This is a genomic window from Pseudomonas sp. 2725, from assembly GCF_050434585.1.
Classification (GTDB): domain Bacteria; phylum Pseudomonadota; class Gammaproteobacteria; order Pseudomonadales; family Pseudomonadaceae; genus Aquipseudomonas; species Aquipseudomonas jessenii.
On record NZ_JBNDIV010000009.1, the window covers coordinates 51096 to 73806 of the forward strand.

Below are 22711 nucleotides of genomic sequence, written 5' to 3' on the forward strand. Positions count from 1 at the left end.
AATTGCTTTCAAGTTAATGATTTGCAACTTATTTTGGATTCCTGCTTGGGGAGCGGAAACCCTGGCGGGTGACTTACTGCGGGGCGCACTTTACAAGCCTTTTCCTTTGAGTTCAACAGCCTAACGAAAAAAAGGCCTCGCAATGCGAGGCCTTTTCAATTTTGTTGCCGATCTGGATCAGACGAAGACGATTTCGTCGTTTTCCACCACACCGTGAGCGGTATCGCCCGGCATGAATCGACCGGACAGGATCAACTGCGCCAGCGGGTTCTCGATCCAGCGCTGGATAGCGCGCTTGAGCGGCCGTGCGCCATATACCGGGTCGTAACCGACCGCGATCAGCTTGTCCATGGCTTCCGGGCTGAGTTCAAGCTTCAGCTCGCGCTCGGTCAGGCGGCTGCGCAGACGGCCCAGCTGGATCTCGGTAATGCCGGCGATCTGATCCCGCGCCAACGGCTCGAAGATCACCACTTCGTCGACCCGGTTGATGAACTCCGGCCGGAAGTGGCTGGAAATCGCATCCATCACCGCCGCGCGCTGCGCCTCACGGTCACCGACCAGTTCCTGGATCTGTACCGACCCCAGGTTGGAGGTCATGACAATCACGGTATTCTTGAAGTCCACCGTGCGGCCATGGCTGTCGGTCAGACGACCATCCTCGAGCACTTGCAGCAAGATGTTGAACACATCCGGGTGCGCCTTCTCGACTTCGTCCATGAGGATCACCGAATACGGCTTGCGACGAACGGCCTCGGTCAGGTAACCGCCCTCTTCGTAGCCCACATAGCCTGGTGGCGCACCGATCAAGCGAGCCACGGAATGTTTCTCCATGAACTCGGACATGTCGATCCGCACCATCGCCTCTTCAGTATCAAAGAGGAATTCGGCCAAGGCCTTGCACAGCTCGGTTTTACCGACACCGGTCGGGCCGAGGAACATGAACGAGCCGCTTGGCCGGTTCGGGTCGGACAACCCGGCGCGGGAACGCCGCACCGCATTGGAAACCGCAACGACCGCTTCGTCCTGGCCGATCACACGCTGGTGCAACAGGCTTTCCATCTTCATCAGTTTTTCGCGCTCGCCTTCGAGCATTTTCGACACTGGAATACCGGTCCACTTCGAAACCACTTCGGCGATCTCTTCCTCCGTCACCTTGCTGCGCAGCAGCTGGTTTTCGGGTTTGCCATGCTGGTCGACCATTTGCAGGCTGCGTTCCAGGTCCGGGATCACCCCGTACTGCAACTCCGCCATGCGGTTCAGGTCGCCTTTGCGGCGGGCCGTTTCCAGCTCCTGACGGGACTGCTCGATTTTCTGCTGGATCTGCGCAGAACCCTGGACTTCGGCTTTTTCCGAATTCCAGATTTCTTCGAGATCCGAGTACTCACGCTCTAGACGTGCGATTTCTTCCTGCAATTTTTCCAGACGCTTCTTCGCCGCGTCGTCGCTTTCTTTCTTCAGCGCCTGGGATTCCACCTTCAACTGAATCAGGCGCCGCTCCAGACGGTCCAGCACTTCCGGCTTGGAGTCGATCTCCATGCGGATGCGGCTGGCGGCTTCATCGACCAGGTCGATGGCCTTGTCCGGCAACTGCCGGTCAGTGATGTAGCGATGGCTGAGCTTGGCCGCGGCAATGATCGCGCCGTCGGTAATCGCCACCTTGTGGTGAACCTCATAACGCTCCTTGAGGCCACGCAGGATGGCGATGGTGTCTTCTTCGCTCGGCTCGTCCACCAGCACTTTCTGGAAACGTCGCTCGAGAGCGGCGTCCTTCTCAATGTATTGGCGGTACTCGTTGAGCGTAGTGGCGCCCACACAGTGCAGCTCACCGCGGGCCAGGGCCGGCTTGAGCATGTTGCCCGCATCCATCGAGCCTTCGCCCTTGCCGGCGCCGACCATGGTGTGCAGTTCGTCGATGAACAGGATGATCTGCCCTTCCTGCTTCGACAGCTCATTGAGCAGGGATTTCAGGCGCTCTTCGAACTCACCGCGATACTTGGCCCCGGCGATCAGCGCCCCCATGTCCAGGGACAACAGGCGCTTGCCCTTGAGGCCATCCGGCACTTCGCCATTGATGATGCGCTGGGCCAGGCCTTCGGCGATGGCGGTTTTACCCACGCCAGGCTCACCGATCAGCACCGGGTTGTTCTTGGTACGACGTTGCAGCACCTGGATGGTCCGGCGAATCTCATCGTCACGGCCGATCACCGGGTCGAGCTTGCCGTCTTCGGCGCGCTTGGTCAGGTCGACGGTGTATTTATCCAACGCCTGACGCGATTCTTCGTGGTTGGCGTCGTTTACCGCTTCGCCGCCACGCAGGTTGTTGATCGCATTTTCCAGGGCTTTCTTGCTCACGCCCTGGCCGAGCAACAGCTTGCCGAGCTTGCTGTTCTCGTCCATGGCGGCGAGCAGCACCAGCTCGCTGGAGATGAACTGGTCGCCCTTCTGCTGGGCCAAACGGTCGGCCTGGTTGAGCAGGCGCGCCAGATCCTGCGACATGTTCACGTCGCCGGTCGGGTTCTGGATTTTCGGTAGCTGGTCGAGCTCTTTGGTCAGCTCTTTACGCAGGCTGTTGACGTCGAAGCCCACCTGCATCAACAGGGGCTTGATCGAGCCGCCCTGCTGTTCGAGCAAGGCTTGCATCAAGTGCGCCGGCTCGATGGCCGGATGATCGAGGCCGACTGCCAGGGATTGGGCATCGGACAACGCTAACTGCAATTTGCTGGTTAAACGGTCTATACGCATGGGTCACCTTCCTTTTGAGCAGGCCGGACCTATAAAACATCCTGAATGAAGAAACCTGCCAGATACCACAATAGATGTGGTCGATTCTGGGAGTTTCAAGCGTCGGGACGTTGATGCAGGTCAGGCAAGTCTAGCGGTCGCGCCCTGCCTTACGAATACGTTCCTCTTTGGCGAGTGGCTGTTGTCGTCAGGCAAGGCGCCGCGACGAGTCATAGCCCGCTATGGCGAAGAGCGGCAACGCAGCATGACGGCAACAGACGCCGTCAAAGAGGAACAGTATTCGTGAGACAGGGCGCTACAGCCAGATCAGGGAGGCGAATCGGCCAGTGCGGGGCGCACGGCGGTAAGAAAAGAAGCGAGGATCGGTCACGGTGCAGAAACCGCCACCATAGACAGCCGTTACACCGCGAGCCGCCAGACGCAAACGCGCCAGCATATAGATGTCAGCCATGAACTTGCCGGGGTTTTGACTTGGCACGAAGGCTTCTGCGGCTTGAGGCAGTTGCTGCACGAAGGTTTCGCGCACTTCGGAGCCAACTTCAAACGCTTGTGGACCAATGGCCGGACCGAGCCACACCAATACCTCGGCAGGCGGTACCGCCAGACTGTCGAGCGTAGCTTCCAGCACACCCGCCGCCAACCCGCGCCAGCCGGCATGGGCTGCCGCAACGCGAGTACCGGCACGGTCGCAAAACAGCGCAGGCAGGCAATCGGCGGTCATCGCCGCGCAGGCGACGCCCGGCGTTGATGTCCAACTGGCATCGGCAGTGTCCACCCGGCCTGGATTGGCATGGGCCACGACAATCCCGTGGACCTGCTGCAGCCAGGCCGGTTGAATGGAGAAATGATCAGTCAGACGACGGCGATTCTCGGCAACAGCTTCAGGGCTGTCGTCGACGTGATCGCCGAGATTGAGGCTGTCGAACGGCGCCAGACTGACGCCGCCCGCTCGGGTGGTCACACAGGCTTTGACCCCGGCCGGCGCGGGCCAGTCAGGAATCAGCCAGTCACTCATCCGATGAACGCCTCACGGTCTTGCTTGAGCAGGGTCAGCAACCAGACGAAATCTTCCGGCAATGGCGATTCCCAGCTCATGCGCTGACCGGTGGTCGGATGATCCAGTTCCAGGAAACGCGCATGCAGCGCCTGACGCGGGAAGTTTTTCAGCGACTCGACCATGGTTGGGTTGGCGGCCGGCGGAATACGGAAACGACCGCCATAGGCAGGATCTCCGACCAACGGATAGTTGATGTGCGCCATGTGCACGCGAATCTGGTGCGTACGACCGGTTTCCAGCTTCACCCGCACATGGGTGTGGGAGCGGAAGCGTTCGAGCACGCGGTAATGGCTGACGGCTTGCTTGCCACCCTCCATCACGGCCATGCGCTGGCGTTGCTGGCCGTGACGACCGATCGGCGCGTTGATCTTGCCACCGGCGGTCACCACACCGATCACGATGCACTCGTAGATCCGGCTGACGCTGCGGCTCTGCAACTGTGTAACCAGCTGCGTCTGCGCTTGAATGGTCTTGGCCACCACCATCAGACCGGTGGTGTCCTTGTCCAGGCGATGCACGATACCGGCGCGGGGCACATTGATGATGTCCGGCACGTGGTGCAGCAAGGCATTGAGCAAGGTGCCGTCGGCATGACCGGCAGCCGGGTGCACCACCAGGCCCGCAGGCTTGTTGATCACCAGGATGTCGTCGTCTTCATAGACGATATCCAGGGCTATGTCTTGAGCGACCCATTCGCCCTGAGCTTCCTGCTCGGCAGTCAGCTCAAGGATGGCGCCGCCGTGGACGATGTCTCGCGGGCGGATAACCGCCCCATCCACAGTCAGGCGGCCGTCTTTGATCCAGGCGGAAAGGCGCGAGCGCGAGTGCTCAGCGAATAATTGTGCGGCGACTTGATCGAGGCGTTGGCCGCCCAATTCGGACGGCACCTCTGCGCGAAGTTCAATTTTATCGGACATGCTCAGACTAGGCGTCGGCACAGCCTTTGGTTTCGGCTGCGCGCTTGTGGTTAAATACGGCGTCTTTTGCCCCGAGGCTATTCAACGGGGCGCTCATCATAACAGGACGGCCACGCCCAAGACAGCGGCCGTCATAGGGACGCAAGCCGCCATGCAAGTGAAACACCTGCTGCTGATCGCCATCCTCGCATTGACCGCTGCTTGCTCATCGAAGGAAGTCGTAGACGAAAACCTCAGTGAAGTCGAGCTGTACCAACAGGCTCAAAATGACCTGGACAACAGTAGCTACACCAGTGCCATCGCCAAGCTGAAGGCTCTGGAATCGCGTTATCCGTTCGGTCGCTATGCCGATCAGGCGCAACTCGAGCTCATCTACGCCAACTACAAGAACACCGAGCCAGAAGCGGCCAAGTCCGCTGCGGAACGCTTCATTCGTCTGCACCCACAGCATCCGAACGTCGATTATGCCTACTACCTCAAAGGCCTGACTTCTTTCGACCAGGACGTCGGCCTGCTGGCGCGTTTCCTGCCGCTGGACATGACCAAGCGTGACCCGGGCGCCGCCCGCGACTCCTATAACGAGTTCGCCCAGCTGACCAGCCGCTTCCCGAACAGCCGTTACGCACCGGATGCCAAGCAGCGCATGATCTATCTGCGCAACCTGCTGGCGGCCTACGAAATTCACGTGGCCGACTACTACCTGACCCGTCAGGCCTATGTCGCCGCCGCGAACCGCGGTCGTTACGTGGTGGAAAACTTCCAGGAAACCCCTTCGGTCGGCGACGGCCTGGCGGTGATGACCGAGGCCTACCAGCGCCTGCACCTGGACGAACTGGCTGCCACCAGCCTGGAAACCTTGAAGCTCAACTACCCGAACCACCCGACGCTGGTGGACGGCCAGTTCGTACCGACCGTCGCCGAAGCGGACAACCGTTCGTGGCTGAGCAAGGCGACCCTGGGCCTGATCGAGTCCCGTCCGCCGCTGCCACCAGGCGAAACCCGCGCCAACCAGGACGTACAGAGGCAGTTCCAGGACGCCAAGGACGCCATCCCGAGCGAGCTCAAGCCTAAAGACGACAATGGCGACGCGATCGAAGAAGAAAATCACGAAGCGGAAGGCAACAACAGTGACCGCTCGTGGTTCAGCTACATGACCTTCGGCGTGTTCGACTGACACCCCGGGTTGTGCAAAAAGGGAGACTTTCGAGTCTCCCTTTTTTATTTCAGCGCTTTATTACACTGTGCGCCTGTCAGGTCCTTGGCTAAACTGCCGCTTCATCAATCAAAAAGCAGCTCACCATGCTTCGTTTATTGTTCTGGATTGCCCTGATTGCCGCTGCAGTGTGGTTCTGGCGCAAGTTCAAGGGTCAGGCTTCCACCCCCAGGCCCCCTGCCGAGCGGGACGCGGCGCCCATGGTCCGTTGCGCCCATTGTGGCGTCCACCTGCCCCGCGACCGCGCGCTGAGCCTCGACCAACGTTGGTATTGCAGCCAGGCTCACCTCGAGCAAGACAAGGATTCCAGCGGCCGCTGACACGTCACCCGAAATAGCGGCCGATTAAGGACTATCGCGCGCACCCAAGGAACTGAAAGGTGCAGATCGACGTCTGACACAGATTATTCAAGACCTCTCTCTGCGAATGAACCGGGTAATCGAAAACGTCCTGCACCTGCAGCGCCGCGAGCAAATGTCGCCGCTACGGCTCGAGCTGAAATCACTGGAAATACTCGAAAATGAAGCCCCAGCCCGCCATATCAAGGGCCTGGGGCTTTATCTGTCCGGCCAGCCGGGCGAAAGCATTCTGTCCCGCCTAGACTTCAAGGCACGCCAGGAAAGCGGCTGCTTTTGCATGACCTTTGCTCTCGGACGGAACCCACGTTGAACACCAGACCACGACAAAAAGTCTTGATTGTCGATGACGAACCGGACATTCGCGAACTCCTGGAAATCACCCTGGGAAGGATGAAGCTGGAGACGTTCAACGCCCGCAACGTCGGCGAAGCGCAATCCCTGCTCAAACGCGAAACCTTCGATCTATGCCTGACCGACATGCAGTTGCCGGACGGTACCGGCCTGGAGCTGGTGCAGCACATCCAGCAACGCCACCCCCGGGTCCAGGTGGCGATGATCACCGCCTATGACAGTCTCGAAAACGCGATCAGTGTGCTCAAGGCCGGGGCATTCGACTTCCTGACCAAACCGGTGGACCTTACGCGTCTGCGTGAGCTGGTCACCAGCGCCCTGCTGGTTCCTGCCCGCGGGGTCGGCATCGATCGTCGCTTGCTGGGCGACTCATTGCCCATGCGCAACCTGCGCGAACACATCACCAAACTGGCTGGCAGCCATGCGACGGTATACATCAGCGGAGAGTCCGGCAGCGGCAAGGAGTTGGTCGCGCGCCTGATCCACGATCAAAGCCCTCGCGCCAATCAGCCGTTCATTGCGATCAACTGCGCGGCGATTCCCTCGGAACTGTTGGAGAGCGAGTTTTTCGGCCATCGCAAAGGCAGTTTCAGCGGCGCTATCGAAGATAAGCCCGGTCTGTTCCAGACAGCCCACGGCGGCACCCTGCTGCTCGACGAAGTCGCCGACCTGCCGCTGTCCATGCAAGTCAAATTGCTGCGCGCGATTCAGGAGAAATCCGTACGCTGCGTTGGCGGGCAGCAGGAAGTGGCGGTGGATGTGCGCATTCTCTGCGCCACGCACAAGGACCTTGGTACCGAAGTCGCCGCCGGACGATTTCGTCATGATCTTTACTACCGTTTGAACGTGATCGAACTCCGGGTGCCGCCCTTGCGCGAGCGCCGTGATGACATCGAAATGCTAGCCAGCCACATTCTCAAGCGTCTGGCCGCCGATACCGGTCAACCTGCGGCGAGACTCCACCCCCTAGCCCTCGATGCGCTGAAGAGCTATCGCTTCCCGGGCAATGTGCGGGAACTGGAAAACATGCTCGAACGGGCGCACACCTTGTGTGAGAACAAACAGATCGAAGCCGGTGACCTGCGCCTGGCTGAAGGCAACTGTGGGGCTGAGGGTGGCGTGCCGGACCTGACCCGGATCGACAATCTGGAAGCCTACCTGGAAAACATCGAACGCCAACTACTGCTCCAGGCCCTGGAGGAAACCCGCTGGAACCGCACGGCGGCGGCTCAGCGGTTGAACCTGTCATTCAGGTCGATGCGCTATAGGCTCAAGAAGTTTGGATTGGATTGAGGCCCTTATCGCGAGCAAGCCGCTCCCACAGGGTCATTGGTGAACACAACAACTGCGAACACCTCAGAACCATTGCAGGAGCGAGCTTGCTCGCGATAGCGACCGGGTAAACGACAGCGATCCAGCAGTCAGAGCCGCCCGGCAGGCGCATAAGGCGCCGGATCGATAATCGGCGCACGGCCCAGCATTACATCGGCAAACAACTGGCATGACGCTGGCGCCAGCACCAGCCCGTTTCGGTAATGCCCACAGTTGAGCCAGAGCCCGTCAAAACCCGGCACCGGGCCGATGTAGGGAATGCCCTCGGGTGATCCCGGGCGCAATCCGGCCCAATGCCCCACCACTTCGGCATCGGCCAGCGCCGGGATCAATTCCACCGCGGACGCCTTCAGGCTTTCCAGTGCCGACCCGGTCGGCGTCTTGTCAAAGCCTTCATGCTCCAGCGTACTGCCGATCAATATGTGCCCGTCGCGCCGGGGAATCGCATAACGGCCCTTGGCCAGGACCATGCTCGGCAGGAAGTCCGCCGCACACTTGTAGAGAATCATCTGCCCTTTCACCGGTTCGACCGGCAGCGTCAGATCAAGAAGCTTGAGCAAATCACCGCTCCAGGCCCCCGCCGTCAGGACGACTTGATCGCCCGGGACAGCACCTGTGGAGGTCTGCACGCCGACCACTTTGTTGCCCTCACGAACAAACCCGCTGACTTCGCACTGCTCATGGATCGTCACGTTCGGCAGCGCCAGCAACGCAGCCTTGAGTGACTTCACCAGACGCGGATTACGCACGTTGGCGACGTCGGCCATGTAGATCGCCCGGGAAAAACCGCTGCCCAGCACCGGCACGGCGTCGTGTGCTGCCGAAATATCCACCGCGCTAAGCGGGCGATTTTCCCGGACAGCCCAAGCCAGCGCTTCAGCCTCGTCATCCAGATCCAGCCAGTACAGACCGGTGGTGTGCACTTCAGGATCAACGCCAGTGGCGGCAAACAAGCGCTCGCCCAGCTGTGGATAAAAGTCCTGGGACCAGTGAGCCAACGCGGTGACCGCCAGGCTGTATCGCCACGGGTAAAGCGGCGAAACGATGCCGCCGCCGGCCCAGGACGATTCCTGGCCGACGCTCGAGCGATCCAGCAGCACAACGCTTTGCACTTCGGAGGCGAGATTGAAGGCCGTCAGCAATCCAATCACCCCACCGCCGACAATCACCACTTGCTGTTGCCTGGTCATGTTCTGATCCAATCGTTAAATAGACAGAGGGTACAAAAGGCACCCGAAATAGAAACTCAGCGCCCCCAGCAGTCTTTGCTGGTCAGGCCGGATTTCGCGTTGACCATACCGAGCACACCGGTGTTGGTGATGGTCAGATCACCGCACTTGTCAGAGGCCATGCTCGAGTCAGCCTTGCGCACCGCCGTCAGCAGAAAGGTCTGGTCGGTCAGGGTCGGTGTGATGCTGTAGTAATCATTGCCGGTACTGAGGCCCGTCGCATCGGTGTAGGCATTTTTCTGCGAGTAGAAGCGCTCCAGGAGCTGCGCCTGCTCCGAGAGCAGACCGGCTACTTCTGCGCGACGGCCCTTGTTCAGGTATTCGGTGAAACTCGGGGCAGCAATGGTCATGACAATACCGATGATCGCAATCACGATCATGATTTCGATCAGGGTAAAACCGCGGTTGGAACTACGCATGCCTCAATTCTCACTCACTGTATTTGTCGCCACATGATGCGACGGCTGCCGCCGGATTTTTCCATCCCCGCAGTACCGTCGCCAGTGGAATCGTTCACGGCCCCGCCATTGTCGCTGGCGTCCTGGGTCGAATGTTCCCCGATAAAGATCACGCCATCGGATAGCGTGTCGCTGTTGTCGACCACTCCATCGGCGTTGCTGTCGAGCATCTTAACGCTGATCGCAGCGGGCAGCTTCAGGCAGACGGCCTTCAACCCCTGATTGCCATGGTAAAAACCGTACCAGTTGCCATTGGCCAGACAGGTGGGCCGGTTCAGCGCTGGCGAATCCGCTGATATGGCAGCGTGCGCCGACACCGACAGGTTAAGCGCGACGACGGCACCAAACAGTTGTGGCCATAACCTGACAGGTCGCTCAGTACTTCGCATAGATGCTCTCCACCACACTGCGCGAATGCCCCGCGATGCCGACCGCCGTTACCCGATACAACATCGCCCGGGTATTGATTGGCACATTCACCGCATCTTCGCTGTCACCAATATTTTGCACACCATAAAAGCCGTTGCCCGATGCAATCCAGGTCACTCCAGAAGAAGCGTTGAAACCGGCAGCGGTAATAGTCGAAGACTCGGACGGTGGCGCACATTGAACGGTGCCGCTACAAACAGGTAGCGCATAACTGTCCCGTTGCACTGTACTCTCGCCCACCCGCAATGCGGCTTCGGCACGCTGAAACGACTGGTTGCGCAAGGCGACACTACCGGCCATTTTTTCCTGCAGGGTGGCGCTTTGCATCGATGAAAGGCCAATCAACGTCAGCAAGAGCAAGAACACCAGGCTGACCAATAGGGCCATGCCGCGCTGGGTGTAACACGTCATGGGAGACCGATTCATTGGCACCCTCTCATGGCAAGCGGTTGCGCAGAGCGGCAACCACGTTGAAGGTTTGATCGCTCACGCGGTGGTTCGGATCGGTGAGGGTCAGGCTCAGGCGAACGCTACGAATCAGCGCGGGGTTCGGCGGGTTGCTGCTGTAGCGCGAAGCAGCCAGATCAGTGGCCGTGCTGGCCAGGCCGAAGCTCACGTCGAAAGCGCCGACGTTATCCACCAATACCTGGCCTGCTGCATCCCCGCCCTTCATGAGCAGTTGGTTGTTGTTGAAGCTGTAAATCAGCCGCCGGATCGGAAATGCCAGTTGCCCTGCCACTGGTGTCCGACCTTCACTGTAGGCCGTCGAATTGGTTCTACAATCGGAAAGCACGGTCCAGTCCGGCTTGTCGCCATTGCTGCCGACATCCGCCGTAACCAGCGTCAAACTGCGACTGCCATTGTCCCAACGGATCGGCGTTACACGATTGGCATGGAAATCACCTTTCTTGCTGGAATCAGTGATCCTTTCCAGGCAACCGAACATGCCGACCATGCGAATCTCCTGAATCATTTTGCTCAAAACGAAACGTGCGTCCTCCTGCATGTTCGCGGCCGCATTCTGGCTGAGATAGGTGTTCTTGGCCGCGATGAAAACCTGCACCACGCCCAGCACCACGATCAGGCTCAACGCCATGGCGATCAGCAACTCGACCAGGCTAAAACCCTTGCTGCGGCGCCTCACGGGATCACCATCGGATCAATGGCCGCGCGGCTGCTCAGGATGAAGCTGCGTCGTGAATCGGCAGTATTCGCGGCCCGTGAGTCGTCCCAGGTAATAGTGATGGTGTACACCTGCCGGTTGACGGTCACACTGCCCGTCGCGGAGGCTCCGAGTGAACTGACGATGTTGGCGTTGAAATCAAACAGGTCCTGATCCCGGGTAACGTCCGGATTGCCCGAGGCCGGCGGCGCAATGGTGTAATCCGCTGCGGCGTTGGCGCGAATGCGGTCCATCAGGTCGTAGGCGATAAAACTGGCCTGACTGGTCATGCGCGCACTGTCCGTGTACTTCAGCGCATTGAGCTGAACCGCCGCCGCCCCCAGCAGGCCCACTCCCAGAATGACTAACGCCACCAGGACTTCGACCAGCGTCATGCCCTCCTGCGCGCCTTGCCTCCCTGCCCTCATCCGCAACTCCCACCCAATAGAATTCGTCCGTTCAAACACACCGTCAGCGTCCTGCTTTGTGCTCCCCGCCCATAGCTGATCACCACCTCTGAGGACGGTGATGACAATCCGCCCATGCTGTTGAAATCGATGGCAGTGACGTCAGAGGTTAGTGCCAGAGTTGCACCGCCGCTCATCGCCGGAACAACCCGCAATACATTGGCCAAAGCGCCAGTACCGTCGTAAACCGTCAGTTCCCCACTCCAGGCAACCCCACCGGCCGTCGGTCGCACCCGTGTGGCATTGCCCCGCTCGATGGCTTCGAGCCGGGCAAAATTCAGGGCTCGTCGCAGGTCAGCGATTTCAGTATCCGCCCTCGTTGTTTGCATCGGGCGGGTAAACGCCGGGACAGCCAGAGTCAGCAGAATCAGAAGGATCGCGATCGCGACCAGCAACTCGATCAGCGTGAAACCTTTTGTAGGATGATCCATCGGGGCCTTCTGTTTCCTTCGGCTATACCTGCTCTTGCGCAGCACAACATTCGAGCGATGCGGTGCGTTTGCGTTGCCATTTCTCGTGCAGGGATTGCGCGGGCCACAGCACGCCACGGAGGGAGATGTCATGCGGCAACAAGGCTTCAGCCTGATCGAACTGCTCATGGGACTGGCAATTACAGGAATTGTTCTGCAGTTGGTCAGCCCGGCGTTCGCAACGCTGATCGAGTCGAACCAGAGACAGCAAGCGGCGCAGGCCCTTTTCAGCAGTATTCGCACCGCCCGGAGCGAAGCCATCGTCCGCAACCAGGCCGTGGTGATTCACGGCATCAATGGCGACTGGAGCCAAGGCTGGCGGATGATTCTGGATATCAGCGGCAAGGGGGAGATGGACAGCGACAACCCACTGCTGGCCGAACGCCAGAGCGGCGCACGCGTGTCGATTGTGGGGAACGGTCCGGTCGAAAGCTCCATACGATTCAGAGGTCAGGGCGAGTCACTGATTGGAGGGACGTTATACATTTGCACCGTTCGCGAACCGGTAAGCCAACATCAAGTGGTGTTGGCACGGACCGGTCGCGTCAGCCTGCGCAACGACAAGGTTGGGCAGCCGTTATGCGAAAAAGGGAATAAATTCAGAGCAACGAACGAACGCGCAGTTCTTTAGGCATAGAGAACGTGATGTTCTCCTCGCGACCTGCCAATTCATCGGCTCCGGTGGCACCCCAGGCCTGCAACTGCTGGATCACGCCGCGCACCAGGACTTCCGGGGCGGATGCGCCAGCGGTGATGCCGATACGCTCGACGCCGTCGAACCAGCTCTTTTGCAGGTCTTCGGCGCCGTCGATCAGGTAGGCCGGAGTGGACATGCGCTCTGCCAATTCGCGCAAGCGATTGGAGTTCGAGCTGTTCGGACTGCCGACCACCAGCACCACATCACACTCGTCGGCCAGTTGCTTGACCGCGTCCTGACGGTTTTGCGTGGCGTAGCAAATGTCGTCCTTGCGCGGTCCACCGATGGCCGGGAAGCGCGCACGCAGAGCGTCGATAACGCGACTGGTATCGTCCATCGACAATGTGGTCTGGGTCACGAAGGCGAGCGCTTCAGGGTTTTTCACCTGCAAAGCCGCGACATCCTTCTCGTCTTCGACCAGGTAGATCGCGCCGCCATTGCCAGCATCGTACTGGCCCATGGTGCCTTCGACTTCCGGGTGACCGGCGTGGCCGATGAGAATGCACTCTCGGCCGTCACGGCTGTAGCGCGCCACTTCGATGTGGACTTTGGTCACCAGCGGGCACGTGGCGTCGAACACTTTCAACCCACGGCCAGCCGCTTCGCTGCGCACGGCCTGGGAAACGCCGTGGGCACTGAAGATCACGATGACGTCGTCCGGCACCTGATCCAGCTCTTCGACGAAGATCGCACCACGGGAGCGCAGGTCCTCGACGACAAATTTGTTGTGGACCACTTCGTGGCGCACATAGATCGGCGGCCCGAAGACTTCCAGGGCGCGGTTGACGATTTCGATCGCCCGGTCCACACCGGCGCAGAAGCCACGGGGGTTGGCGAGTTTGATTTGCATGCTGTGCCTCGTGTCTTGCGCGCGAAAACAATGAAAAACAAACTGTGGGAGCGAGCTTGCTCGCGATGGCGGAGTGTCAGTCAATATCAATATTGAATGTCAGGTACTCATCGCGAGCAAGCTCGCTCCCACAGGGTCCGGTGGCAACAGAAGCTGCCCCGTAATGCCTTACAGCGCTTTGACGGAGATGATCTCTACGTCAAAGGTCAACGTCTTGCCCGCCAGCGGGTGGTTGAAGTCGATGGTCACTTGCGCGTCATCGAACTCTTTGACCACGCCCGGCAGTTCAGTATTGGCCGCATCGTTGAAGATCACCAGCAAACCTGGCGACAGCTCCATGTCCTGGAACTGTGAACGCGGGATGATCTGCACGTTTTGCGGGTTGGGCTGGCCGAAAGCGTTTTCCGGCTCGATGCTCAGCGTGCGCTTGTCACCGGCCTTGAAACCAAACAGCGCCGCTTCGAAACCTGGCAACAGGTTGCCGTCACCGACCTTGAAGGTCGCCGGGGCTTTATCGAAGGTGCTGTCCACCGTGTCGCCGTTCTCCAGGCGCAATGCGAAATGCAAGGTGACTTCCGTGTTCTGGCCGATGCGTTGCTCAGCCAATACCTGTTCAGTCATGAACGGTTTCTCCGGTCTTTTTACTTTTGAACATATCCAGTGCCAGCATGACAGCACCAACCGTGATTGCGCTGTCGGCAAAGTTGAACGCCGGGAAATACCAGCGATTCTGCCAATGCACCAGAATGAAATCGATCACATGGCCCAGGGCAACGCGGTCATACAGATTGCCCAGCGCGCCGCCGAGCACCAGTGCCAGCGCAACCGCCAGCCAGGTCTCGTTGCGCCCCAGACGCTTGAGCCACACCACCAGCACCGCACTAACCACGACAGCGATCAACGCGAACAGCCAGCGCTGCCAGCCGGAGCTGTCAGCCAGGAAGCTGAACGCCGCACCCGTGTTGTAGGCCAGGGTCCAGCTGAAGTAATCGGGGATGATTACAATCTGCTGGTACATCTGGAGCTTGCCTTCGAAGTAGAACTTGCTGGCCTGGTCGATGACCAGGACCAGCAAACTCAACCAGAGCCAGCTCAGCCGTCCGAAACGGCCAACGGCATTAGGCATAGTGACGAACCTCGCCAGCGCCGCTGATGTTGTCGACGCAACGGCCGCAGATTTCCGGATGCTCCGGGTTCACACCGACGTCTTCACGGCAGTGCCAGCAACGAGCGCACTTGGCGTGGCCCGACTTGACGATTTTCAGCTTCAGGCCGCTGACTTCAGTGACCACGGCATCGGCCGGTGCCTGCACCAATGGCGCAACACTGGCGGTCGAAGTGATCAGTACAAAGCGCAGTTCGTTGCTCAACTTGGCCAGGTCGGCGGTCAGCGCGTCTTCGGCGAACAGCGTCACTTCGGCCTGCAGGTTGCCACCGACAGCCTTGGCTGCACGCTGGATTTCCATTTCCTTGTTGACCGCGACCTTGACCGCCATGATCCGGTCCCAGTAAGCGCGATCCAGCTCGATGCCTTCCGGCAATTCGCTCAGGCCTTCGTACCAGGTGTTGAGCATGACAGACTCGTTACGCTCGCCCGGCAGGTACTGCCACAGTTCATCGGCGGTGAACGCCAGGATCGGCGCGATCCAGCGCACCAGCGCTTCGGAGATGTGGAACAGCGCGGTCTGGCACGAACGGCGGGCCTTGCTGTCGGCGCCAGTGGTGTACTGACGGTCCTTGATGATATCGAGGTAGAAGCCGCCCAGTTCCTGCACGCAGAAGTTGTGGATCTTCGAGTACACGTTCCAGAAGCGGTATTCGCCGTAGTGCTCTTGCAGTTCGCGTTGCAACAGCAGGGTACGGTCCACGGCCCAACGGTCCAGAGCAAGCATTTCTTCGGCCGGCAGCAGGTCGGTGGCCGGGTTGAAGCCGGTCAGGTTCGAAAGCAGGAAACGCGCGGTGTTACGGATACGCCGGTAGGCGTCCGCACTGCGTTGCAGGATCTGCTCGGAAACCGCCATTTCACCCGAATAGTCGGTCGAAGCGACCCACAGACGCATGATGTCGGCGCCCAGGGTGTCGTTGACTTTCTGTGGCGCGATCACGTTGCCTAGGGACTTGGACATCTTGCGGCCGGACTCGTCGACCGTGAAGCCGTGAGTCAGCAGTTCGCGATACGGTGCGTGGTTGTCGATGGCGCAACCGGTCAGCAGCGACGAGTGGAACCAGCCACGGTGTTGGTCCGAACCTTCCAGGTACAGGTCGGCGCGCGGGCCGGTTTCGTGACCCATCGGGTGCGAACCGCGCAGAACGTGCCAGTGCGTAGTACCCGAGTCGAACCAGACGTCGAGGGTGTCGCTGATCTTGTCGTACTGCGGCGCTTCATCGCCCAGCAGTTCGGCGGCGTCCAGCTTGAACCAGGCCTCGATGCCTTCGACTTCAACACGCTTGGCAACTTCTTCCATCAGCTCGACGGTTCGTGGGTGCAGCTCGCCGCTTTCCTTGTTCAGGAAGAACGGGATCGGCACGCCCCAGTTGCGCTGACGGGAGATGCACCAGTCCGGACGGTTGGCGATCATCGAGTGCAGACGCGCCTGGCCCCAGGCCGGGACGAACTTGGTGTCTTCGATGGCCTTGAGCGAACGCTGGCGCAGGGTGTCGCCGGTGGTCGGCTGCTTGTCCATGCCGATGAACCACTGCGCGGTAGCGCGATAGATCAGCGGGGTCTTGTGGCGCCAGCAGTGCATGTAGCTGTGTTCGATGACGGTGGTGTGCAGCAGCGCACCGACTTCGGTCAGCTTGTCGACGATGGCCGGGTTGGCCTTCCAGATGAACTGGCCGCCGAAGAACTCCAGCGACGGCACGTAAACGCCGTTGCTTTGTACCGGGTTGAGGATGTCATCGTTGACCATGCCGTACTTCTTGCAGGTCACGAAGTCGTCCACGCCGTAGGCCGGAGATGAGTGAACCACACCGGTGCCGGCGCCCAGTTCAACGTAGTCGGCCAGGTATACCGGCGACAGACGGTCGTAGAACGGGTGACGGAAGTTGATCAGTTCCAGCGCTTTACCGGTGGTGGTCGCAACGACCGAGCCTTCCAGCGAGTAGCGCGCCAGGCACGACTCGACCAGCTCTTCAGCCAGCACCAGCAGTTTGTCGCCGACGTCGACCAGGGCGTAGTTGAATTCCGGGTGAACGTTCAGCGCCTGGTTGGCCGGGATGGTCCACGGGGTGGTGGTCCAGATCACGATCGAGGCAGGCTTCGCCAGCGACGGCAGACCGAAAGCGGCAGCCAGTTTGGCTTCATCGGCAATCGGGAAGGCCACGTCGATGGTTGAGGACTTCTTGTTTTCGTACTCGACTTCCGCTTCGGCCAGGGCCGAACCACAGTCGAAGCACCAGTTCACAGGCTTCAAGCCCTTGAACACGAAACCGCCCTTGACGATTTCGGCCAAGGCACGGATTTCACCGGCCTCGTTCTTGAAGTCCATGGTCTTGTACGGGTTGGCGAAGTCACCCAGCACACCCAGGCGGATGAACTCGGACTTCTGCCCTTCGATCTGCTCGGTGGCGTAGGCCCGGCACAGTTCGCGGGTCTTGTCCGCGCCCAGGTTCTTGCCGTGGGTCACTTCGACCTTGTGCTCGATCGGCAGGCCGTGGCAGTCCCAGCCCGGAACATAAGGCGCGTCGAAGCCCGACAGGGTCTTCGAGCGGATGATCATGTCCTTGAGAATCTTGTTCAGCGCATGACCGATGTGAATCGAGCCGTTGGCGTACGGAGGGCCGTCGTGCAATACGAACTTCGGACGATCCTTGCCAATCTCGCGCAACTTTCCGTACAGGCCAATACTGTCCCAGCGCTGCAGGATCTGCGGTTCGCGCTGTGGCAGGCCGGCCTTCATTGGGAAGGCGGTGTCCGGAAGGTTTAGCGTGGCTTTATAGTCGGTCATTTAAGGCTCTTCATTAGCGATGGGCGCTAGGTGCGGCTAGTGCACGGGCGGCGGCGACATCCGCGTTGATCGCCGTTTTCAACGCCTCCAGAGAGGCGAAACGCTGCTCTTCACGCAGCTTGTGGTGGAAAACCACCGTTAAACGCCGGTCATACAGATCGCCGGCAAAATCTAAAAGATGTATTTCGAGGTGGGCCTTGCCATCACCTTGTACCGTTGGCCGCACGCCGATATTGGCGACGCCTGGCCAGGTCTTGCCGTCGATGTCGACGTTGACCAGGTAAACCCCGGAAAGCGGAACGCGACGGCGCTTGAGTTGTATGTTGGCCGTGGGCGTACCCAACTGGCGAGCCAGCTTCTGGCCGTGGAGTACCCGCCCGGTAATCTGGAACGGGCGACCTAGCAGTCGCTCGGCCAAGGCAAAATCAGCTGCGGCCAGGGCATTGCGGACCTGAGTGCTGCTGACGCGAAGACCATCCAGCTCAACGGTTTGCGCCGCCTCGACGGTAAAACCCTGAACGATGCCGGCCTGTTGCAGGAAATCGAAATCTCCCGCGCGGTCACAGCCGAAACGGAAGTCATCCCCGACCTCCAGGTGCTGGACGCCAAGACCATCGACCAGAATGGTATCGACGAACTCACTGGCACTGAGCTTGCTCAGGCGCTGGTTGAAAGCCAGGCACAGAACACGGTCGACGCCTTCGGCAGCCAGCAATTGCAGCTTGTCCCGCAGGCGGGCCAGACGGGCCGGCGCGGTGTCCGGAGCGAAGAACTCTCGCGGTTGCGGCTCGAAAATCACCACGCAACTGGGCACGCCCAACTCGAGCGCACGCTCACGCAGGCGCGCCAGGATAGCCTGGTGGCCGCGGTGTACACCGTCAAAGTTGCCAATAGTGGCGACACAGCCCCGATGCCGGGGGCGCAGATTGTGGAGGCCTCGAACCAGCTGCATAACGCGCTTCTTGCTCATAAAGTGGTCGATTATAACCACACCCGGCGGCCGACGACAGGCAACACCGTAACCCAAAGTGATCGAGCCGACAAAACCGCCGGCTCGCCCGTGTTTATCAAGGCCAGAACCTCAGCCCAGTGCCTTGCGATTGAAGTCGCGCAAACGGAAGCCCATCAACACTAACATGCCGAAATAAGCCACCACACCGGCAACTACCAAGGCACCCAGACGCAGGAAACGCTCAAGCATCTGCCCCTCGCCCCAGACCGGCATGAAATGCATCCCTGCCAGCAACACGCCAGACATCACCGCTACCGCAACCACCAGCTTGAAGCCGAACTTTGCCCAGCCCGGTTGCGGCTGGTACATCTGCTGTTTACGCAGCTGATAGAAGAGCAGCCCTGCATTGAGGCAGGCGCCGGCGCTGATGGCGAGCGCCAGGCCCGCGTGAGCCAGCGGACCGATCAGCAACAGGTTGAACAACTGAGTGACGACCAACGTGAAAATTGCGATTTTTACCGGCGTGCGAATGTTTTGTTGCGCATAAAAGCCCGGCGCGAGCACTTTGATCACGATAATTCCGAGCAAACCGACGGAATAGGCGATCAACGCGCGCTGAGTCATGGCCGCATCATGGGCATCAAACTGGCCGTACTGGAACAGCGAAACCGTCAACGGTTCGGCCAGAATCCCCAGCGCGAAGGCGCAAGGCAATACCAGCACGAAGCATAGACGCAGGCCCCAATCGAGGATGCGCGAGTATTCGTGGCGATCCTTGCTGGCGTAAGTCTTGGCCAGAGTCGGCAGCAGAATCGTCCCCAGCGCCACGCCCAACACGCCGGATGGCAACTCCATCAAACGGTCGGCGTAGTACATCCAGGACACGGAACCCGCGACCAGGAACGAAGCGAAAATCGTATTGATGATCAGCGAGATCTGGCTCACCGATACGCCGAGAATCGCCGGCAACATCTGCTTCATCACCCGCCAGACGCCGCTGTCGCGCAGGTTCAGGCGCGGCAACACCAGCATGCCGATCTTTTTCAGGTGCGGCAGCTGATAGAGCAACTGTGCCAGACCACCCACCAGCACCGCCCAACCGAGCGCCATTACGGGCGGATCGAAGTACGGTGTCAGGAACAACGCAAAAATAATCATGCTGACGTTAAGCAGCGTCGGCACGAATGCCGGGACCGAAAAACGGTTCCAGGTGTTGAGGATCGCACCCGCCAGCGACGACAGGGAAATCAGCAATATGTAAGGAAAGGTCACACGCAACAGACTCGTGGTCAGCTCGAACTTCTCGGGCGTATCGATGAAACCCGGCGCGGTCACCCAGATGACCCACGGGGCGGCAATCATGCCCAATGCCGTGACGAGTGCCAGCACCAGCGTCAGCAGGCCGGAAACATAGGCAATGAAGGTTCGCGTCGCCTCATCCCCTTTCTGACTTTTATATTCGGCAAGAATCGGTACGAATGCCTGGGAAAACGCCCCTTCGGCGAAAATCCGCCGCAACAGATTGGGCAGTTTGAAGGCGATGAAGAAGGCGTCGGTCGCCATTCCCGCGCCGAATGCACGTGCAATTAGGGTGTCACGAACAAATCCCAAAACCCGGGAAAGCATCGTGATAGAGCTGACGGCGGCCAACGATTTGAGCAGATTCATTGAAAGAGTTTGTGCCTGTCGATAAACAGCAGGCGAACTAAGCGCCCACTTATGCGATACTCCGCGCCGCAACAGCACAGAGCCAAAGCTCGCGAGTTTACAGGTCGCACGCTGGAAAGAAATATCCAGAGGTGTAGCGCCTACCACTTAGCGGAACGTCTCAACCGCCCTTGACAAGACCTCAACTCATCGGCATGATTCGCGGCCTATTTTGTTTGCTATTTCCTAAAAAGTCTTTCGAGGAGCTCGACGGTGGCCAACTCACCTTCCGCCAAAAAACGTGCAAAACAGGCTGAGAAGCGTCGCAGCCACAACGCCAGCCTGCGTTCCATGGTTCGTACCTACATCAAGAATGTAGTTAAGGCCATCGACGCAAAAGACGCTGCCAAAGCTCAAGCTGCTTACGTTCTGGCTGTGCCAGTTATCGACCGTATGGCCGATAAAGGCATCATCCACAAGAACAAGGCCGCTCGTCATAAGAGCCGCCTGAATGGCCACGTGAAGGCCCTGAACGTTGCCGCTGCTGCCTAAGCGACTCGTTCATTAAAAAACCGACCTCAGGGTCGGTTTTTTATTGCCTGCGATTTTATGGGCACAAAAAAACTGTGGGAGCGAGCCTGCTAGCGATAGCGGATATCCAGCCAATGTAGATGCTGAATGTTAATCCGTCATCGCGAGCAGGCTCGCCCCCACAGTTTGACTTGCGTGAAATTACTGAGCGTGCGCCCACGGCAAAATCGGAATCGCCGTCACCGCATTCTGCGGACTACCCTCGATCAGGCGATCGCTGTACACCAGATACACCAGCGTATTGCGTTTTTTGTCGAGGAAGCGCACCACCTGCATGGTCTTGAACACCAGGGACGTGCGCTCCTTGAACACCTCGTCACCATCCTTGAGCTCGCCCTTGAAGCTGATCGGTCCGACCTGCCGGCAAGCGATAGACGCTTCGGCACGGTCCTCGGCCAAACCAAGACCACCCTTCACCCCGCCGGTCTTGGCCCGCGACAGATAGCAGGTCACGCCGTCAACCTTGGGATCATCAAAGGCCTCGACCACGATCCGATCATTCGGCCCGACGAACTTGAACACCGTCGACACCTGACCGATCTCTTCGGCCGACGCCAGCAGCGGCATCGTCAACAGCAATCCCAACAATCCTTTTGCCACGCGCATTCAGGTATTCCTTCAGACCAGGATCAGGTTATCGCGGTGAACCAGCTCCGGTTCCGCCATGTAACCCAACAGACCGACAATCGCCTCAGACGACTGACCGATGATTTTTTGCGCCTCCAGTGCACTGTAGTTGGCCAGGCCACGGGCAATCTCGCGACCGTCCGGCGCCACGCAAACCACCATCTCGCCGCGACGGAAGCTGCCCTGCACCAATTTGACCCCAACCGGCAGCAAGCTCTTGTTGCCCTGAGACAACGCAGTCACCGCACCCGCATCCAGCACCAGAGTGCCACGGGTTTGCAGATGACCGGCCAGCCACTGCTTGCGCGCCGCCAACATGCCGCGCTCCGGCGACAGCAGGGTGCCGATGCGCTCGCCCGCCTTGAGGCGATCCAGCACACGCTCAAGCCGCCCGCCAACGATGATGGTGTGAGCACCGGAACGGGCCGCCAGACGCGCAGCACGCAATTTGGTCTGCATACCACCACGCCCCAGCGCACCACCGGTGCCACCCGCCACCGCGTCGAGCGCCGGATCATCGGCGCGCGCCTCGTAAATCAGCTGGGCATCCGGATTGTTGCGCGGATCAGCATCGAACATGCCGTCGCGATCCGTCAGGATCACCAGCAAGTCCGCCTCGACCAGGTTCGCCACCAGCGCCGCCAGGGTGTCGTTGTCGCCAAAACGGATTTCGTCGGTGACCACGGTGTCATTCTCGTTGATCACCGGGATAACCTTCAGTTCGACCAGCGCACGCAAGGTGCTGCGGGCGTTCAGGTAGCGCTTGCGGTCGGACAAGTCGTCGTGAGTCAGGAGAATCTGCGCGGTATGCCGGCCATGCTTGGCGAAGCTCGACTCCCAGGCCTGCACCAACCCCATCTGGCCGATTGCGGCGGCAGCCTGAAGTTCGTGCATCGCACTGGGTCGCGAGGTCCAGCCCAAACGGCTCATACCGGCCGCCACCGCCCCGGAGGACACCAGCACCAGCTCGACACCCGCCTCATGCAAGGCCACCATCTGCTCAACCCAGACACCCATTGCCGCGCGATCCAGGCCTTTGCCGTCCGCCGTCAGCAAAGCGCTGCCGATCTTCACGACCCAACGCTGCGCACCTGTCACCTTGCTCCGCATCATCTTCAACCTTAGCTTGAGGGCAGCGCGACCCAGCGCTGCCCGTGACGTTATTCGTGGTTACTCGTGACCAACAATCGATTTCCAGATACCAAAACGCC

23 protein-coding genes and 1 pseudogene are annotated in these 22711 nt (G+C 59.7%); 6 read left to right on the plus strand and 18 right to left on the minus strand.

The annotated features are described in order from the left end of the window. Window positions 1-177: 177 nt before the first annotated feature. From clpB to rluD, 3 genes are all read right to left on the minus strand, one after another. Entirely contained in the window at window positions 178-2742 is a 2565-nt protein-coding gene (gene clpB, locus ABIE16_RS24050; protein ID WP_429522100.1) for an ATP-dependent chaperone ClpB, read from the minus strand. Window positions 2743-3037: 295 nt separating this feature from the next. Next, window positions 3038-3757 carry a peptidoglycan editing factor PgeF gene (pgeF, locus tag ABIE16_RS24055; protein ID WP_429522101.1) on the minus strand — a complete coding sequence of 240 codons (720 nt, stop codon included), beginning with the start codon at window positions 3755-3757 and terminating at the stop codon, window positions 3038-3040. Next, complete coding sequence (gene rluD / locus ABIE16_RS24060; protein WP_008052092.1) at window positions 3754-4716, minus strand: 23S rRNA pseudouridine(1911/1915/1917) synthase RluD; 963 nt, start codon at window positions 4714-4716, stop codon at window positions 3754-3756. Before rluD ends, pgeF begins: the two co-directional genes overlap by 4 nt. A gap of 151 nt (window positions 4717-4867) precedes the next feature. Here rluD and ABIE16_RS24065 point away from each other — a divergent pair, with 151 nt between their 5' ends. The 4 genes and pseudogenes from ABIE16_RS24065 (at window position 4868) to ABIE16_RS24080 (ending at window position 7932) form a co-directional block, all read left to right on the plus strand. Continuing rightward, complete coding sequence (locus ABIE16_RS24065) at window positions 4868-5890, plus strand: outer membrane protein assembly factor BamD (protein ID WP_057713251.1); 1023 nt, start codon at window positions 4868-4870, stop codon at window positions 5888-5890. 125 nt (window positions 5891-6015) lie between these two features. Next, the gene (locus ABIE16_RS24070; protein ID WP_057713250.1) at window positions 6016-6249 is read left to right on the plus strand and encodes a PP0621 family protein; all 234 of its coding nucleotides are present in this window, start codon (window positions 6016-6018) and stop codon (window positions 6247-6249) included. A gap of 31 nt (window positions 6250-6280) precedes the next feature. Beyond that, window positions 6281-6598, plus strand: a pseudogene (locus ABIE16_RS24075) (hypothetical protein); the annotation flags it as partial. Then, window positions 6595-7932: a sigma-54-dependent transcriptional regulator gene (locus ABIE16_RS24080; protein WP_429522102.1), complete on the plus strand. Its 1338-nt coding sequence runs from the start codon at window positions 6595-6597 to the stop codon at window positions 7930-7932. The pseudogene ABIE16_RS24075 and the gene ABIE16_RS24080, both read left to right, overlap by 4 nt. 128 nt (window positions 7933-8060) lie before the next feature. Here ABIE16_RS24080 and thiO read toward each other — a convergent pair whose 3' ends face one another. The 7 genes from thiO to ABIE16_RS24115 are packed head-to-tail and all read right to left on the minus strand — an operon-like array spanning window position 8061 to window position 12147. Further along, a complete protein-coding gene (thiO, locus tag ABIE16_RS24085; protein WP_429522103.1) occupies window positions 8061-9161 on the minus strand; it encodes a glycine oxidase ThiO in 1101 nt (366 codons plus the stop codon). Window positions 9162-9217: 56 nt separating this feature from the next. Next, complete coding sequence (locus ABIE16_RS24090; RefSeq protein WP_429522104.1) at window positions 9218-9619, minus strand: type IV pilin protein; 402 nt, start codon at window positions 9617-9619, stop codon at window positions 9218-9220. Window positions 9620-9633: 14 nt separating this feature from the next. Next, window positions 9634-10047: a hypothetical protein gene (locus tag ABIE16_RS24095; RefSeq protein WP_429522105.1), complete on the minus strand. Its 414-nt coding sequence runs from the start codon at window positions 10045-10047 to the stop codon at window positions 9634-9636. Next, window positions 10034-10513, minus strand: a complete 480-nt coding sequence (locus ABIE16_RS24100; protein WP_429522106.1) for a pilus assembly PilX family protein — start codon at window positions 10511-10513, stop codon at window positions 10034-10036. Before ABIE16_RS24100 ends, ABIE16_RS24095 begins: the two co-directional genes overlap by 14 nt. A gap of 10 nt (window positions 10514-10523) precedes the next feature. Next, on the minus strand, window positions 10524-11231 hold the full coding sequence (locus ABIE16_RS24105; protein WP_057713243.1) for a PilW family protein: 708 nt from the start codon (window positions 11229-11231) through the stop codon (window positions 10524-10526). Further along, a complete protein-coding gene (pilV, locus tag ABIE16_RS24110; protein ID WP_057713242.1) occupies window positions 11228-11677 on the minus strand; it encodes a type IV pilus modification protein PilV in 450 nt (149 codons plus the stop codon). Before pilV ends, ABIE16_RS24105 begins: the two co-directional genes overlap by 4 nt. Next, window positions 11674-12147, minus strand: a complete 474-nt coding sequence (locus tag ABIE16_RS24115; protein ID WP_429522107.1) for a GspH/FimT family pseudopilin — start codon at window positions 12145-12147, stop codon at window positions 11674-11676. Before ABIE16_RS24115 ends, pilV begins: the two co-directional genes overlap by 4 nt. A gap of 130 nt (window positions 12148-12277) precedes the next feature. Here ABIE16_RS24115 and ABIE16_RS24120 point away from each other — a divergent pair, with 130 nt between their 5' ends. Beyond that, window positions 12278-12817: a GspH/FimT family pseudopilin gene (locus ABIE16_RS24120; protein WP_349736301.1), complete on the plus strand. Its 540-nt coding sequence runs from the start codon at window positions 12278-12280 to the stop codon at window positions 12815-12817. Here the strand turns inward: ABIE16_RS24120 and ispH are convergent. The 6 genes from ispH to murJ all read right to left on the minus strand — a co-directional run bounded on the left by ispH (window position 12786) and on the right by murJ (window position 20303). After that, window positions 12786-13733: a 4-hydroxy-3-methylbut-2-enyl diphosphate reductase gene (gene ispH, locus ABIE16_RS24125; protein WP_090451485.1), complete on the minus strand. Its 948-nt coding sequence runs from the start codon at window positions 13731-13733 to the stop codon at window positions 12786-12788. The two genes, ABIE16_RS24120 and ispH, sit on opposite strands and share 32 nt — an antisense overlap. A 168-nt stretch (window positions 13734-13901) precedes the next feature. Continuing rightward, on the minus strand, window positions 13902-14339 hold the full coding sequence (fkpB, locus tag ABIE16_RS24130; RefSeq protein WP_172435403.1) for an FKBP-type peptidyl-prolyl cis-trans isomerase: 438 nt from the start codon (window positions 14337-14339) through the stop codon (window positions 13902-13904). Window positions 14340-14346: 7 nt separating this feature from the next. Continuing rightward, window positions 14347-14859 carry a signal peptidase II gene (gene lspA, locus ABIE16_RS24135; RefSeq protein WP_015096890.1) on the minus strand — a complete coding sequence of 171 codons (513 nt, stop codon included), beginning with the start codon at window positions 14857-14859 and terminating at the stop codon, window positions 14347-14349. Beyond that, on the minus strand, window positions 14852-17683 hold the full coding sequence (ileS, locus tag ABIE16_RS24140) for an isoleucine--tRNA ligase (RefSeq protein WP_057713238.1): 2832 nt from the start codon (window positions 17681-17683) through the stop codon (window positions 14852-14854). The genes lspA and ileS overlap by 8 nt, the downstream gene beginning before the upstream one ends. A gap of 13 nt (window positions 17684-17696) precedes the next feature. Beyond that, the gene (gene ribF, locus ABIE16_RS24145; protein WP_057713237.1) at window positions 17697-18635 is read right to left on the minus strand and encodes a bifunctional riboflavin kinase/FAD synthetase; all 939 of its coding nucleotides are present in this window, start codon (window positions 18633-18635) and stop codon (window positions 17697-17699) included. A 129-nt stretch (window positions 18636-18764) separates the two neighbouring features. Further along, the gene (gene murJ / locus ABIE16_RS24150) at window positions 18765-20303 is read right to left on the minus strand and encodes a murein biosynthesis integral membrane protein MurJ (RefSeq protein WP_429522108.1); all 1539 of its coding nucleotides are present in this window, start codon (window positions 20301-20303) and stop codon (window positions 18765-18767) included. A gap of 252 nt (window positions 20304-20555) precedes the next feature. On the opposite strand from murJ, the gene rpsT reads away from it, so the two are divergent. Further along, complete coding sequence (gene rpsT, locus ABIE16_RS24155; RefSeq protein WP_007970922.1) at window positions 20556-20834, plus strand: 30S ribosomal protein S20; 279 nt, start codon at window positions 20556-20558, stop codon at window positions 20832-20834. Between the two features lie 180 nt (window positions 20835-21014). Here the strand turns inward: rpsT and ABIE16_RS24160 are convergent, their stop codons facing one another. Continuing rightward, window positions 21015-21479: a CreA family protein gene (locus ABIE16_RS24160; protein ID WP_218432484.1), complete on the minus strand. Its 465-nt coding sequence runs from the start codon at window positions 21477-21479 to the stop codon at window positions 21015-21017. A gap of 12 nt (window positions 21480-21491) precedes the next feature. Further along, entirely contained in the window at window positions 21492-22610 is a 1119-nt protein-coding gene (proB, locus tag ABIE16_RS24165; protein ID WP_057713234.1) for a glutamate 5-kinase, read from the minus strand. Between the last annotated feature and the right edge of the window lie 101 nt (window positions 22611-22711).